16 protein-coding genes and 1 pseudogene are annotated in these 15,023 nt (G+C 43.1%); 2 read left to right on the top strand and 15 right to left on the bottom strand.

What is annotated here, in order from left to right; all coding sequences use genetic code 11:
* Positions 1 to 115: 115 nt before the first annotated feature.
* Complete coding sequence (gene ytfJ / locus DEHRE_RS09055; RefSeq protein WP_015043070.1) at positions 116 to 550, bottom strand: GerW family sporulation protein; 435 nt, start codon at positions 548 to 550, stop codon at positions 116 to 118.
* Positions 543 to 1,238, bottom strand: coding sequence for a DUF2953 domain-containing protein (locus tag DEHRE_RS09060; RefSeq protein ID WP_019226331.1), 696 nt, complete (start codon positions 1,236 to 1,238; stop codon positions 543 to 545). The genes ytfJ and DEHRE_RS09060 overlap by 8 nt, the downstream gene beginning before the upstream one ends.
* Positions 1,239 to 1,390: 152 nt before the next feature.
* Between DEHRE_RS09060 and cls the strand changes: the two genes are divergently transcribed.
* Complete coding sequence (gene cls, locus DEHRE_RS09065; RefSeq protein ID WP_019226330.1) at positions 1,391 to 2,848, top strand: cardiolipin synthase; 1,458 nt, start codon at positions 1,391 to 1,393, stop codon at positions 2,846 to 2,848.
* Between the two features lie 94 nt (positions 2,849 to 2,942).
* Here the strand turns inward: cls and ybaK are convergent, their stop codons facing one another.
* From ybaK to DEHRE_RS09100, 7 genes are all read right to left on the bottom strand, one after another.
* Positions 2,943 to 3,419 carry a Cys-tRNA(Pro) deacylase gene (gene ybaK / locus DEHRE_RS09070; protein ID WP_019226329.1) on the bottom strand — a complete coding sequence of 159 codons (477 nt, stop codon included), beginning with the start codon at positions 3,417 to 3,419 and terminating at the stop codon, positions 2,943 to 2,945.
* A gap of 36 nt (positions 3,420 to 3,455) precedes the next feature.
* Complete coding sequence (locus DEHRE_RS09075) at positions 3,456 to 3,917, bottom strand: Fur family transcriptional regulator (RefSeq protein ID WP_019226328.1); 462 nt, start codon at positions 3,915 to 3,917, stop codon at positions 3,456 to 3,458.
* A gap of 279 nt (positions 3,918 to 4,196) precedes the next feature.
* Positions 4,197 to 4,706 (bottom strand): HD domain-containing protein, encoded by a 510-nt coding sequence (locus DEHRE_RS09080; RefSeq protein ID WP_019226326.1) that lies wholly within the window; start codon positions 4,704 to 4,706, stop codon positions 4,197 to 4,199.
* A 209-nt stretch (positions 4,707 to 4,915) separates the two neighbouring features.
* Entirely contained in the window at positions 4,916 to 5,761 is an 846-nt protein-coding gene (locus DEHRE_RS09085; RefSeq protein WP_019226325.1) for a DegV family protein, read from the bottom strand.
* Between the two features lie 18 nt (positions 5,762 to 5,779).
* On the bottom strand, positions 5,780 to 6,001 hold the full coding sequence (locus DEHRE_RS09090) for a tautomerase family protein (RefSeq protein WP_025205828.1): 222 nt from the start codon (positions 5,999 to 6,001) through the stop codon (positions 5,780 to 5,782).
* A gap of 91 nt (positions 6,002 to 6,092) precedes the next feature.
* Positions 6,093 to 6,365 (bottom strand): putative signal transducing protein, encoded by a 273-nt coding sequence (locus DEHRE_RS09095; RefSeq protein ID WP_025205829.1) that lies wholly within the window; start codon positions 6,363 to 6,365, stop codon positions 6,093 to 6,095.
* Positions 6,366 to 6,461: 96 nt separating this feature from the next.
* Positions 6,462 to 7,199, bottom strand: coding sequence for an EcsC family protein (locus DEHRE_RS09100; protein WP_025205830.1), 738 nt, complete (start codon positions 7,197 to 7,199; stop codon positions 6,462 to 6,464).
* A gap of 131 nt (positions 7,200 to 7,330) precedes the next feature.
* Here DEHRE_RS09100 and DEHRE_RS09105 point away from each other — a divergent pair, with 131 nt between their 5' ends.
* Positions 7,331 to 8,857 (top strand): FAD-dependent oxidoreductase, encoded by a 1,527-nt coding sequence (locus tag DEHRE_RS09105; RefSeq protein WP_019226321.1) that lies wholly within the window; start codon positions 7,331 to 7,333, stop codon positions 8,855 to 8,857.
* Between the two features lie 44 nt (positions 8,858 to 8,901).
* On the opposite strand, the gene DEHRE_RS09110 is transcribed toward DEHRE_RS09105, so the two are convergent.
* The 6 genes and pseudogenes from DEHRE_RS09110 to DEHRE_RS09135 all read right to left on the bottom strand — a co-directional run bounded on the left by DEHRE_RS09110 (position 8,902) and on the right by DEHRE_RS09135 (position 15,001).
* Entirely contained in the window at positions 8,902 to 9,699 is a 798-nt protein-coding gene (locus tag DEHRE_RS09110) for an inositol monophosphatase family protein (RefSeq protein WP_019226320.1), read from the bottom strand.
* A gap of 33 nt (positions 9,700 to 9,732) precedes the next feature.
* The gene (locus tag DEHRE_RS09115; RefSeq protein WP_019226319.1) at positions 9,733 to 10,872 is read right to left on the bottom strand and encodes a GGDEF domain-containing protein; all 1,140 of its coding nucleotides are present in this window, start codon (positions 10,870 to 10,872) and stop codon (positions 9,733 to 9,735) included.
* Positions 10,873 to 10,892: 20 nt separating this feature from the next.
* Positions 10,893 to 11,537, bottom strand: coding sequence for a class II aldolase/adducin family protein (locus DEHRE_RS09120; RefSeq protein WP_019226318.1), 645 nt, complete (start codon positions 11,535 to 11,537; stop codon positions 10,893 to 10,895).
* Positions 11,538 to 11,556: 19 nt separating this feature from the next.
* Positions 11,557 to 12,584, bottom strand: a pseudogene (locus DEHRE_RS09125) (3-deoxy-7-phosphoheptulonate synthase).
* A gap of 189 nt (positions 12,585 to 12,773) precedes the next feature.
* Entirely contained in the window at positions 12,774 to 13,943 is a 1,170-nt protein-coding gene (locus DEHRE_RS09130) for a Ger(x)C family spore germination protein (RefSeq protein ID WP_019226317.1), read from the bottom strand.
* Entirely contained in the window at positions 13,940 to 15,001 is a 1,062-nt protein-coding gene (locus tag DEHRE_RS09135; protein ID WP_019226316.1) for a GerAB/ArcD/ProY family transporter, read from the bottom strand. The genes DEHRE_RS09130 and DEHRE_RS09135 overlap by 4 nt, the downstream gene beginning before the upstream one ends.
* Positions 15,002 to 15,023: the final 22 nt, after the last annotated feature.

The following is a 15,023-nucleotide window of genomic DNA, read 5'->3' on the forward strand; positions in this document are numbered from 1 at the left end:
ACAGAAACCCCCTGCTTAAAATGTATGTTTTCAGCAGGGGGAATAGAAGAATAGACAATTTCAAAAATATCTCGACGATATCAGGGACATGCTGTTTGCCGGCATATATACTTTATTAGCATCTTTCTTCATACCCGTCTTCACGGTGGAATCTCTTTCTATTGACCATATGGGACAATTTATCCATTAGATTAGGCATTTCGTCAATGATACGTTCTGCAATCATATTCCCTTCGACCGGAAGCAGTCGGACCTGATTTTGGTTTACAACCAGAAAACCTACAGGTTTTACCGATACCCCACCGCCGCTTCCTCCACCAAAAGGCATCTTGGAAGCGTTTTCATTTTTTTTCTCCTCCTCTTTTTCTCCCTCAGCGGAAGAGAATTCGCTGCCGCCGGCTGCAAAACCGCAGGATACCCTGGAAACAGGTATAATGACAGAGCCACTTGGTGTTTCGACCGGGTCTCCAATCACTGTGTTTACATTTATCATTTTTTGGATACTATCCATCGCTGTCTGCATCAGATTTTCAATTGGATGTTCATCCATAATTCCTAGTCCTCCTGTTTTTTAAGATCATTAATAGGAATTTATAGCCTGTAAAAATAATATGGCTGCTTTTTAGATTTAATATGCAGCAAAGTCTAAATAAAAATATATTTTCGGTAAAATTCGGAATTACCCGGTATCTAAAGTCATCTTGCTTTAGTGGGTTATACCTGTGCAGTCTTGCCGAGATAAACCCGAAGGCTGTCCAGCAGGCTCCCGTCAAGTAACCCGTCTCAGCAGCATCCCTGCCGCCAAGCTCAAGCTCGGCCTGGAGGGAATGAACTGTCATTTTGCGATAAAAAGAGCGGATGATTTTGGAAAAACCTTGTTGCAGCCGTCTGATACTTGCGGAGGAATAGCCATAATGACGAACAACCTCCCGCAGAAAATGCATTATCAACCGGTAACGTTTTCTGGTCGAGTCAGCATTATTTTTTGATTTTCTGTCCTGGCAGTCATTTTGCTGTATATTTTCTATGCTGTTCAACAGAAAATAAAGAAAGCCGGTCGAGACCATCTCTGCCGGAATGTTTATCTCCAGATTGGACCGGAACAATGCAGCTTGATAATGTATCTTCAGCATACTGCTAAAATTTTTGAAAGTATAATCGATGACCAGATTGATTTTGAACAGCGCTAAAACCAGCAGCCAAATCAAGCAAGCTGTGAGCAGTGCAAGAATCGTCATGGCTTGCCTCCAATTAGGAATATTTTATCCTCTCCATGTTATTCCCAGTATTGTGCCGTTCTATGAAAATTTGCCATTTTACAAAATAATTGCCAGCTTGACATCTTTCTGATATAAAAGAATAAACAGATGTTTTTGAGAGGAACGATATAATGACACTATCCTTTACAGAACTCAGTTCCCACGTTGTTACCGTTTTATATATTATCAATATTTTACTGGCCTGTACCGTTATCTTTTTAGAAAGAAGAAATCCAACCTCCACCTTGGCCTGGATTCTTGTTTTATTTTTGTTCCCCGCCGGTGGAGCGATTCTATATTTTATGTTTTCTCAGAATCTGACGCGCAAAAAAATGTTCCAACTCGGAGCGGAGGAACATTTGAAATATGCTGCGCTTTTAAACAAAGAAATTGAAGATCTTCAGTCTGGAAGATTGACCTTTAATGACCCAGCGATGGAAAACTACAAAGATATGATTCTGCTACATCAGATTCAGAGCCAGGCACTCTTTTCCCAGGACAATAGCGTAGAAATATTTACAAACGGCAGAAAGAAATTCGAAGACCTTTTTCGCACGATCCTCGAAGCCAAAGACCATATTCACGTTCTGTATTTTATTATTAAAAGAGATTCGTTGGGGCTGCAATTAATCAAAATTCTGACCGAAAAAGCCAAAGAAGGCCTTGAAGTCAGGCTATTGGTTGATTCCTTCGGTAACAAACTGCGGAAGGATGATTTTCAGCCTCTGATTGATGCCGGTGGAAGTGTCGAAAAATTTTTCCCTTCATTTCTGAGTTATATTAACCTAAGGCTCAATTACAGAAACCACCGTAAACTAGTGATCATTGACGGTCAGATAGGTTATATCGGCGGCTTCAATGTCGGCAACGAATACATCAACCTGAAGAAAAAGATGGGGTATTGGCGTGATACTCACCTCAAAATAACAGGCACCGCCGTTCTCAGTATGCAGACGAGATTCCTGCTGGACTGGAAAGTTGCTTCAGGTGAAAAAATCAAGCATTCGGCGAAGTATTATCCGGAACCAGCAGTTGTCGGAACGAGCGGTATTCAGATCGTCTCCTCCGGCCCGGATTCTCCCCACGAAGAAATCAAGCAGGGTTATATCAAAATGATCAACTCCGCCAAGAAATCTATCTATATTCACACGCCTTATTTTGTACCTGACTCCAGTATCCTCGAAGTTCTGAAAATTGCCGCGCTGTCCGGTGTCGACGTAAAAATAATGATCCCGAACAAACCGGATCATATTTTTGTCTACTGGGCAACGTATTCCTTTGTCGGGGAACTGATCAAAGCCGGGGCCAAGATCTATATCTACAATAACGGTTTTCTGCACTCGAAAACCATCGTGGTCGATAAAAAAATAGCTTCTGTCGGTACGGCGAATTTTGACATCAGAAGCTTTCGACTGAATTTTGAAGTCAATGCATTTATTTATGATGTCGGCATTTCGGAAAATCTCTGTAAAATTTATAATGAAGATCTGCTTTTATGTACCGAACTGACGCCCGAAAAATATGCGAAGCGTTCCGGTCTGATCAAGTTTAAAGAGTCCATTTCGCGACTTCTGGCACCGGTACTATAGCGAAGTATAAAGATTTGTTCTTACTAGGATGCTCTTACGGATAATTCTCAATTGAGAAGTTCTAACCGGTTCTAGAAAGTACAAAGCCGATGAACTATACAAGGTCAGCCAGTTTGGCATCCGTCAGTTTGACGAGTTCCGCCGTATCAAGTTTCACTTGCATCCCGATTTTTCCCGCGCTGATAATGATGTAATCATATTCCGAGGCCATCTCCTCAAGATAGGTCGGAAAATCCTTCTTCATCCCGATAGGGGAACAGCCGCCGTGAATATAGCCAGTGAGCGGCAAAAGTTCTTTAGATTTAAGCATCTCAATATTTTTGTCCCCGGCTGCCTCGGCAGCTTTTTTTAAATTCAGCTCGCAATTTCCAGGGATAATGAAAACATTGGTACCTGTTGTTTTTCCGGTTGTAACAAGCGTTTTAAATACCCGTTCCGGGTCAAATCCCATCTTCCGGGCTACGGATACAGCGTCTATCAGTCCGTCTTCCACTTCATATTCATAGACTTCATGCCAGATCTCTTTTGATTCAAGGATCCTTACGACGTTCGTTTTTTGATTTACTGCCATTATTCCTCATCCATGCCTTATGACATCATAATTTTTTTACGTTAATGATCTTTGATCACGTTCGATCTTTGCCAGACATTTTTCGCAATAACCATAAAACTTAACACGATGGTTAATCACTTTGAATTTATTCTTCTTCATAATGTTTTCTTCAATTGTTCCGAGCAAATCTTCCTCGACTTCTTTAATGGCTCCGCACTCCAGACAAATCAAATGGTGGTGCCGGTGTTCCTCGTCATCTTTCACGATATCGTACCTGCGGAATCCATCTTCAAAATCAACACCGTAAATCAGCCCCATCGCTTCCAACAGTGATAGCGTCCTGTAGACGGTAGCAACACCAATTTCGGGAAATCTATTACGGACAAGCTCGAAAATCTCCTGACTGTTCAGGTGCTTTCCCTGGTTTTCCGTTACTACCTCAAAAACATACTGTCTTTGGCTGGTAAATTTATAGCCCTTTTCCTTTAAGAGCTGATTTAACTCTTTGACTGTCATAAGAAAACACCCCGTTCTCTTTGTTCTATTCAGATTTTACCATATCTTTCATCAAAAACAACCGTACCGTCGGGCTTTTGTTCAGCATGGCTTATTTCTGTCCCAAAAACAGAAAAACCGGTCAAACCGGTTAACATTCTGTATCTGGTGGGTGTCATTCTTCGTCGATCATGGTGATTATTATTAGATTCTTATATATTTTAATTAATTCGATTCTATTTAATTCTATTCTATTGAATACTTTAAAGTTATCAGTATAAATTTTTTAATGTATTCGCGTTAAGCAGATTTTTGAACCAGATGCAGATACAGTTTCAGATAGGCAAAGCAGTATACTCTCGTGGTGTATTCGGTCAGCGCCAGGCTTTTATCTGCGATTGTGGTTACCCAGGCTTCATAACTTCTTGGCAGTCCGACCGGGAACATATGATTGGAAATGATATCCCGTTCTTTTTTGTTCAGTTCAAAGTATTTCTGCGCATTTTTCACCGCGATCTTCGGATGATTGCGTGAATGCCGGTAGCTTTCTGCGAGCAGGTTCTTGTCTTCTCTTTTCTTAAACTTGTATAAGTAGAAGTCGTGAAGAAGTGCCCCTCTGATCGTCGAAATGACATCAAGTCTGAACTTCATAGCAATCTTATAAGACAGGTAAGCAACGTCCAGAGAATGCTCAAAGACTGAGCCATGGTGATGCGGGATCACTTTCATTTTCTGGTATTCATCGTGCTCGATAATAGGTCTGGCTACTGCAAGAAAATAATCATCATACTTTAATAATAATTTTTCCATGATTGCTCCTAACTTTATTAACTAAAACTTATTATATTAGAAACAAACCATGATTTCAATGGTCTTTGTTACAATTTAATAGTACTTTCGTTACATTTTCGTAAACGTTTTGTCAAAATTATAATTTCTTTATTAATATTTGGCATAAGCAATACTATTTTTAAGTAATTACGATTAAACAGCTAAATAGCACCATAATTTTGAATGTTTTATTTTCTGATATAAATCACACCGATTGTCTTCTGGCCGCAGTGACTGGAAATCACGCAGCCTGCATTGGTAATCAGAATTTCTTTATACGGATAAATATCCTGCAACGCGCACTTCAAGTAGATGGCTTCCTCTTCACTTCCCAGGGAGTGGGTGATGAAGATTTGTTTTGAGTCTACAGAATCCCGCCTGGCATTCTCAATCAATTTATCCAAGGCCTTTTTCTTTTCTCCGCGCACTTTATCAACGACAAGCATTTTCCCATTTTCTACACCGATGGTCGGCCGGATTTTCAGGACGCTACCCATTAGGTTCTGCAGAACATTGCACCTGCCACCTTTATAAAGATATTCCAGCGTATCGATCACAAAGCTCACATGGACCTTGGCAACCGAATCCCGGATCTTTGCCGAAATTTCTTCCGCCTTGAGCCCCTGTCGGGCATATTCGGCAGCTGTAATCACCAAAGCTCCTATGCCTGTAGACAGGTTTTGGGAATCGATTACCCAGATTCTTCCCTGTGGGAATTCCGAGGCAGCAAGGGCGGCATTTTGGTAAGATGAGGACATCTGAGCAGAAATGGTGATCACAATAATGTCCTGCCCCTGATCAAAATATTCCCGAAAACATTCTGCATACGCATACGGTGAAGGAGCTGCCGTCTTCGGAAGCAACTTTTTTTCTTCCACAAGCTGAAAAAGCCTTGCAGGAATTAAGTCTATGCCATCCCGGTAGGTTTCTTCTCCAAAATCAACATGCAGCGGAACAACATCAATATCATATTCTTGAAGCAATTCTGCTGAAAGGTCATTGGTACTGTCGGTTATAATCTTAACCTTCCGCATTCACACCACTCCTAAACATTAATAACCCGGCTTTTTATACAACAGACTTTCTTTGGCCAGGATGTCAGTATTATAAACCTCTTCGGTCCACTTTTCCTTGGCTACTTCTTCAAAAGAAACCGAAATATTCTTATCGGGAATTCCCATTATTTCCGTCATCGCCTCGGCCATTTTGTCGGCTAAGGCTATTTTTTGTTCGTCACTTCGGCCGGGCCATAATTTAACGATGATATGCGGCATGATAAACTCCCCCTTTGAAATAAATTGAATGATGATTATCTATCACACTTTAAGTTATAACACAAATCTTAAAACTCGCATAGAATATTTGTTATTCCTGGTCATCTTGCGTACTCATTGAATTCAGAAGGCCTTCCGCCTTTTCCTTCAGATTTCCCGGGATATAGATTCCCACACCAAAATTGGTCATCCCCATATAGATCCGAAGATAATCCCCGGCTTCATTGTACCTTTTATAGCAGGGAATCTCTTCAGAATCAAGGATCGATTCAATAATATCCGCCTCAATTTCATTCGCGGCTTCAGTGATTAATATCCATTCTTCAAGTTCAGCTTTATGATCTTGTTCAGCGGGTTCCTTCATTTGCACCCTCCCTTTCCGCGCCAAATTCCATATTGGTATATCTTCCGTTATGATTTTATCTATAACATAATCGAATTGAATTATCGGATTTTGTAATCAGATCTTAGTATCTATCTTATCTTTTAATAATCTCAGACGGTAGCCATTCATAGCCGTATCGCCTAGTTCCCCAAGCAGCCGGTAATTCGCTACTGCACCGACAAAGGCTCCGATGACAGGTACCAGCTGCAAAAGCTTGGCGAGATCAATATAATCTCTGTATTCCTGCTGAAAAGTGCGCCAATCAACTGTTTCCATTGAAATCGGATGCCTGTAAATGTATTCATCCCAGTCCAAAATCCTTTGAAAGACCTGCATCCGTTTCTCTCTGCTGGAAAAAGCCAGCTGAAACAGATGAAGGATATATAGTCTTTCCCTTAAATCTTTGACATCAAATCCATAAATGCTTGCCATCTCAAATAAGAACTTAATCTTGATGCTTAAGAGCAGAGGAAAATCTGCAAATCCAAGCAAGATGCCGCCTGCTCCTGTGCCCGCCCCTTCCAGACTGGCCGTTTTTTTGTAGACGCTGATTTTAGCCAAAGCAAGTCTGTCCCGTTCCTTCAGGTCAATATTTTTAAGCGGTTCTCTTGTCGTAAATTCGGATCCTGTCAAAACAGCCCCCACCATATTTTTGATCGCAGCTGTAATGATTTCATGACCTTTATCCGGAATCAGCCTGTTCGTTCTGTTCTGAATATTTTTTGCTACCCTGTCCGTCAGCGATGCGTTCCTGGTCATTTTTCTCTGCCATTTTTTCAGTTCTGCGAGCACCTTCACATCATATGCTTCCACCGATGTATCTCCTTCGTCGCTTATCATAAGACTATTTTACACGATTGCCGGGTCATTGGATATTTTTATTTCATCTGCTAAAGATAATACCGTAAGATTCAAAGATTATTCACTTTCAGGAGGATAAACCGATGGAAAATTATCCGACAGATTTCCGAAGAGTGCCCCAGTCTTACTGGATGGCTTCGACACCCCGGACCGAGTATCCGGCTCTGAATGAGGATGTTGAAGCCGATATTGCAGTCATTGGCGGCGGAATCGCAGGGATTACTTCTGCTTTTCTTTTAAAAAAGGAAGGCTATAAGGTGGTTGTCCTTGAGGCCGACCGCATTCTTCAGGGGACTACAGGTCATACGACCGCCAAGATTACTTCACAGCATTCCTTAATCTATGCAAAGCTGCAGAAAAAGTTTGGGGAAGAAAAAACCCGGCAGTATGCGCAAGCCAATGAAATTGCCCTACAGTTGATTGCCGGACTGATTCAGGATAACAACATAGACTGCGATTTTATGCGGCAAAGCGCCTATGTTTTTACGCAGCAGGATCGATATGTTCCGGAAATTATGGAAGAAGCGAAAATTGCTGACCTTTTCGGCATCAGGGCTTCTTTCCTGTCAGAAATCCCTCTTCCGTTCCCGATTAAAGGCGCTGTATGTTTTGATGACCAGGCTCAGTTTCATCCGCGAAAATATTTGCTCGCACTCGCTAAGGAAATACCCGGAAACGGCAGTCATATTTTCGAACAAACCAAAGCTGTTGACATTCAGCAAGGCACACCTTGTTTGGTGCTCACCGATAACGGGGCAAGAATTGCTGCATCAAAGGTGATTATTGCGTCTCATTACCCTTTTTATGAGGCTATGGGCTTATTTTTCACGAGACTCTATCCCGAACGTTCTTATGCTTTAGGTGTCAGAATCAAAGGAGATTATCCCGGAGGCATGTATATTTCTGCTGAAGACCCGACCCGTTCCCTACGTTCTCAACACGACAAGGAAAACAATTTGGTAATTGTTGGCGGCGAACATCACAAGACGGGGCAGGGAGAAGATACCCACAATCATTACCTAAAACTCAGAGATTTTGCCAGGCAGCTTTTTGAGGTTGAGGATATCCCTTACCGGTGGTCTACACAGGATTATACGACGATGGATGAAGTCCCTTATATCGGTAATCTCACGACCGATACGCCTGATGTCTACGTCGCTACAGGGTTCGGCAAATGGGGAATGACCACAGGTACGGCCGCCGCTCTTATTTTCCGGGACCTGATCCTAAACGGCTACAGCCCCTGGATGAATGTGTATTCCCCTTCCCGCTTTACGCCGGTCGCCTCAGCCAAAAACTTTGTCCAGGAAAACCTGAACGTTGCCAAACACCTGATTTCCGGCAAACTGTCATCCGTCCCGGGCATAGCGGAAATTCCCAGAGGCGAAGGCAAAATCATCGAACATGACGGCCAACGAGCAGGTGCTTATCGCGACCAGCAAGGGGCCCTGCATATTGTCGACACGACCTGCACCCATCTGGGATGTGAATTGCAGTGGAATTCAGCTGAAGCATCCTGGGACTGCCCCTGCCATGGATCCCGTTTTACCTACGAAGGTGAGATCATTGACAGTCCTGCGCAAAATAAATTAGAACACATTCAGGAGTGAGGGCAGCAATCCTCTGCTCAAGGGTTTTGAATGGTTCAAAGTCATCAACTGATACCTTGCTGGTCAACCGAAGACATTCCTTGAAAGATCTGGCCAACAATATTTTCATTCCCTGCAATCAGGGATATCCCTCTCTTTTTCTCAAGAAGCGCGACTTTCCCGCCTGCTTCCTCAACAAGCAGAATGCCCGCGGCAACATCCCAGGGACTTAGATTCAGTTCCCAATAGCCGTCAATGATTCCTGCGGCCACATTGGCAAGGTCATAGGCTGCGGAGCCGATTCTGCGCATCCCCCTCGATCTGGGCACAAAGAATGCAAAATAGTTCGTATTGTTGTCCGGATTTTCAGACTGGTCATATGGGAAACCGGTAGACAGCAGGCATTCCTTTAACCTGGATTTAGCAGCAACGTTTATTCTTTTGCCGTTCAGGCTGGCTCCCTGACCGACCACCGCTTCAAAAAGCAGATCCAGCATCGGCAAATAAACAACGCCCAGAACCGTTTTTTTCTTATATTGAAGTGCCACCGATACCGCAAAGACCGGCAGGCCCTGCGCGTAATTCGTCGTTCCATCCAGCGGATCAATAATCCATAGATAATTCGAATCCTTGTTCTGATGCACCCCGGATTCCTCAGACAGAATGCTGTGGCTGGGGTATTTATCCTGAATCGCTTTCAGAAAATAATCTTCCGAAAGCTTGTCGACCTCCGTTACCAAATCTACTTCTGTCGACTTCGTTTCGATATAAAGATTCTCCTTGCGGAAGTTTTTTTTCTGAAGATTACCGACTTCTCTTACCCAGGTTTTAACATTACCCAAAATATTTTCAAAGTCCGACATATCTTTCCTCCTATAATGGTCGAATGACCGTGTTCATTCAGTGAGCAATGTTGGCTTTTTTAAATGGACATCGTCACTTTGTACATTGTTTTTACCCATCTCCTTGGCATTCAACAATAGCGTGTCAACACGCTGCACAAAACTGTCCCGTTCTTCTTCCTTGCGCCAAGAATCTACTCCGAAACTGCAGGTTAGATGGCCGGAAGTGAAATCATAGCCTGATATCCTCTTTCTTATTCTTTCTGTTATTTCCACAGCCTCACTCTTATGGGTATTCGGTAGCAGAATAACGAATTCCTCGCCTCCCCAGCGGGCAAAGATATCTGTTTCTCTTATCATTCCTCTGACCAGATCCGTGACCTCCGTCAGAACCTTATCCCCAGTTAAATGTCCAAAGCAATCGTTAATTTTCTTAAAATAGTCAATGTCGAAAATCATAAGTGAAAGATCACAAGGATATCTTTTCGCATAGGATATCCATTTATCAAGCTCATCATCAAATTTCAACCTGTTATAGATCCCGGTTAACGGATCTCTAATAGACAGTTGGATCAGATCTCTGCCGTTAAGGAAATGAATTCTTTTAAAAAGGTGGGTCCTAAATGAAGCGCTACTGCTCAGGGCCGCCACTAATAAGATATAAAAAATTACCGCGGAAAAATCCGAAGCATCCATTTGCTCCAAGAAATAGATCGAAGCAGCAAAAAAAGTGACCGCAGTAAATACGGAGACCATGATCATATTGATCCAACGGTTCGGGACTAAACAAACCGCTAAAATAATCGCGATAATACCAAAAGCTTGAATAAAAAAATCCGGAGATTCATATTGGTAAAAGACAAAAATAAATACAACAGACGCCATTACTTCATAAAGCGTAACCCAGAAACACAGCGTTGAATACTTTTTTATGGATTTCATTCTGAAAAAAAATATACCTATCAAGATCAAATAGACGGCTCTTACCAGAAATATCAATTGAAATGCTTTCGGGTTCTTCACAAAATAGAAGTCCGGAATAACAAAAAGGAAATATAGGATTCCCAGAAGAAGTACGATTGGCCGGAGATATTTAAATAAAACAATTAACTCAGACTCTTCGTACTCCTTCTCTAATTTTTTATCTTTAAATTCACCGAAACGGTTTATCATGTTCGTTTGGTCTACCTTCATTGTTTTCCCTCTTTTGTTCTCTACTGTCCGTAATTTTCCGAGATCCACTGCTGAAGCAAATTGGCCTGCCCGGGAGAAATCGCTTTTGGTTTTCCAATACTGACTGCATAGCAGGCAATCTTGGCAGCCTCTTCGACAAGCTGCGCATTGGCCAGGGCTTTGTCGAGCGTCGGGCCTACCGTCAACTGGCCATGATTGCTCATCAGTACAGCATTTTGTATGCCAAGGGTCTGGATCGTAGCCTCAGCCAGCTCCTCGGAACCCATCGGGAAAAAAGGGGCCGTTTCAAGTTTTTCACCCAGCACAGCAGCCATTTCGGCCAAGACAAGCGGAAAGGGTTCCTCCACACAGGCCCAGGCTGTCGCAAAGCAGGAATGGGTATGACAAACACCGAGCACATCCGGTCTTTCCTGGTAGGCAAGACAATGCATCCCGCTTTCAATCGAAGGTTTTCGGCTGCCATCGATCACAATCTGCTGCGTATCCATCACAACTATATCTTCCGGTCTGACCACAGAGTAATCCATCCCGCTCGGGGTTATACATACATAGCCTGTTTTCGAGTCCCGCATGCTGAAATTCCCCATGGTCCGCATAATTAACCCGGACTGAAGGGCCTGTCTGGCAATATCAATGACCTGTTTTCTTTGTTCTTCCAAAAGCATGGTTCTTAAACCCCCAAGCTCAAACGTTTTCAGCTATTTTATAAATCAATTCTTCCGTTTTCTCCCATCCCAGACAAGCATCGGTAATGGACTTTCCATAGATATTCGCTCCGATCTCCTGCCTGCCTTCCACCAGATAGCTCTCAATCATCAGCCCTTTAATCATTTTATTCAACAGCGGATCATACGTTCTGCTTGTCAGAACTTCCCGCGCGATCCGAGGCTGTTCATAGAAGCGCTTCATCGAATTGGCATGGTTGGTATCCACAATGATTGTTGGATTGACCAGTTCGAGCCTTTCATATTCGTAGGCGGCATAGATTAAATCTTCATAATGATAATTCGGGATATTTCTGCCGGAGGAATCCACAGCCCCTCTTAGGATCGCATGGGCAAGCGGATTACCAGATGTCTCTATTTCCCAGCCGTTATAGATAAAATGATGCCCTTGCTGGGCGGCATAAATCGAATTCAGCATAACCGTTATGTCCCCGCTCGTTGGGTTTTTCATGCCGACCGGTGTACATACGCCGCTGACGGTTAAGCGGTGCTGCTGATTCTCCACAGAGCGGGCACCAACTGCAATGTAACCCAGCACATCGAGAAGATACGTGTAGTTCTCCGGATAAAGCATTTCATCAGCTGCCGGCATATGGAATTCCGACAGGGCCCGGATATGGAGCTTACGAATGGCTATAATCCCCTCGCATAAATCAGGTTCTTTGCTCGGGTCAGGCTGATGGACCATCCCCTTATAGCCTTCCCCCGTAGTACGGGGCTTGTTGGTATAGATCCGCGGGATTATCAATATCTTATCCTTGACTTTTTCCTGCATGACAGCGAGCTTTCCAATATATTCACATACCGAGTCCTCATTATCTGCCGAACAGGGTCCGATGATCAGAATAAAGCGGTTATCCTTGTTTTCTAAAATATTGCTGATCTGCTCGTCCCTGTCCTGTTTTATTTTTTTATATGTTCAGGTAAAGGTATCTGTTCAATAATCTCCTCAGCCGTCGGTATTTTCTTAATAAATTTCATGTTCATTAATGCATTCTCCTTTTATATCATCATTCACTAAGAAGGTCGGTAAATCGGATAAGTCTGAACCGAGCCGATCCTGCAGCATGATAATATTAACTATATATTAGGAATTATAGTACATTCTGGTTCTTTTTAACATCTATTAATTTGCATGAAAATCTTTAAGGCCATTTTGAATACGTTGAAATGTTCCTAGTCCTTCAGATCAAAGGATTGCGATAAGGTCCCTTCCGCTACAATCTTTGCTTGAACTTCTACTTCGATTTCCGCTTCCCGGAAGGCCTTCCGCCAGTCAGTCCCAACTTCTTTCCAAGCTGACGGCTTATGACGGTGCAGATACTGCATTAAACCCAAAAAATCCGAATCATATTCACGGGCTTTTGAGATGGTCTTTAACGCTTTCGCTCGGACACTTTCTGCGGCTGCTGTTTCCATTTGGCTGGCACTTTTCGTAGAGATCTGGAAATTGGAATTATCAGGAATTGCTCCAACAGTTTGGATTGATATTCGAAAGACTGGTTTTCCATTCACCAATTCTGCTTTGATTTTATGCTTAGAGGCCCCTACTTGGTAAGAGATCATCTGGGAGCCATATCCAAACTTAAATGTCATTAGCCCGTCTTTTAAATCTTGCGTGAGAAACAAGTATCCTGTAGACTCATCCCTGTCCAGCCAGCCAATAAGTTTGTCGCTTCGAAATACGCCAAAGCCTTCAATATGCAGACTATCGCTTTGATTTTCGTCATTCCATTTAATCTGCGGCACTACCGGATCCCGGTCCGGGCTAAGGAGCCATTGACAAAATTCCAGAAAGGTAACCCCTCTTGAAACTCCCGTACGAAGTGCAATCTCCTGCTGTTTTTTTATCTGCTTAAAAAGATTCGATACAAGCGTCGGCTTGGCCTGAATAAAAAGCCCAGCATTTCCTTTGGTCACAAATAACCATTCATTGGGTCTGCTTTCAGGATAACGCAGGAAGTTTTCCGTCACCTTGGCCGTCACTTCCTTAGCCATATTCTCCCCGTAAATGATAAATATTGCATGGCTGCTGGTCTGCAAACGCGGCAGCTGTTTATTCAGACCCGTTGTGCTTTCCAAAAATGTTTCACCTTCCCCTTTAAACACCATATCCGTAGATTTGCTGGAAGACGCACCACCGTCTGAATTACTGGAGCTGGGCGGACTAATGATTAGCCATTGACCCTCATACTTTTCCTGAGCTTTTTCGGACGAGTAATCGATCGCCCCGCCAGTCAGCATAGCCAAATCCTCAACCTCATTTCTACTCCAACAGCCTGAAAGGAAAAGCAAACTAAGCATCAAAAGAATCATCCGGGCATATCCTTTTGCTTTTGATGTCACTGCATACAACCTCCTTTTTTCTTTCTGATTAATGTAATGGCAAGCAGTAGCAACGGCAGTATAACTTCAAATAACAAAGATACGGACGGCCAGTATGTTGTCAGAAATTCCAGCAGCGCCATGGTGTTGGGTACAAGGAACGTTGCCCCTGAGAATACGATGACCATCACTGAAGCGGCAATAAGTTTGGGGTACTTTCTGCTGACTGACTGTTTGACTGCGAGTATCGTTACATAAAAAAGCAGAGAGGATTTGACCATGATCCCGGTCAGCCATAACGGCAACGCCAATAATTCTACACGTTGAATGTAATTCCCGTATTCAATTGTTTTCGCAGTAAACCATATTGGGAAGATCATTTGACCGGCGACATCCGCCCCTAAGACAGTCAGTACAACCAGCGATCCAAAAGTCAACAAAAGCATTGCGCTAATAACTGCGTAGGATGCCTTTCTCAGCACTTCCTGAGGTTTATTCATCAGAGGGATTAACATCAGTAACACGGCAATCTCGCCATACCATTGAACCGGTATCCATATATTCTGTATCACCGGACTTATCCCGTCTTCCAAAATAGGGAGCAAACTGCTTGGATCTGCTTTCGGAATCGCCAAGATACAGGCCATTAGATAAGCAAATAAAAATAGAGGCAGGATGAATTGGTTCATCCGTGCGATCACTTCAATCCCTTTTTGCGCAGAATACCAGCAAATAAGTACAAATACCAAATTGATAGGAATGCCCGGTGTTCCAATTAAAGCGGATACGGTTAAAAATTCCGAAGTTTCCCTGACAACGAGGATATTTAGGACAGTAAAAAATAGGATATAGGAAACAGCCAGCACCCTGCCTCCGATTTTCCCTACAATGAGCGGCAGATATTCTGCTATTGTGAGCCCCGGAAACCGCTGTGCCAGCTTGGCCGAAATGATCAATATGCCAAAAGAAGATATCCCTGCCCCCAGGCTTACTAGCCAGGCATTTTGTTTGGCTGTCACCGCAGTTAATCCCGGAATAAACAAGATTGCGGTTGAGGTCATTACAATAAACAGCAGCATCGCGGTCTGCGTACCAGATATT

Source organism: Dehalobacter restrictus DSM 9455, assembly GCF_000512895.1.
Taxonomy (GTDB): Bacteria; Bacillota; Desulfitobacteriia; order Desulfitobacteriales; family Syntrophobotulaceae; genus Dehalobacter; species Dehalobacter restrictus.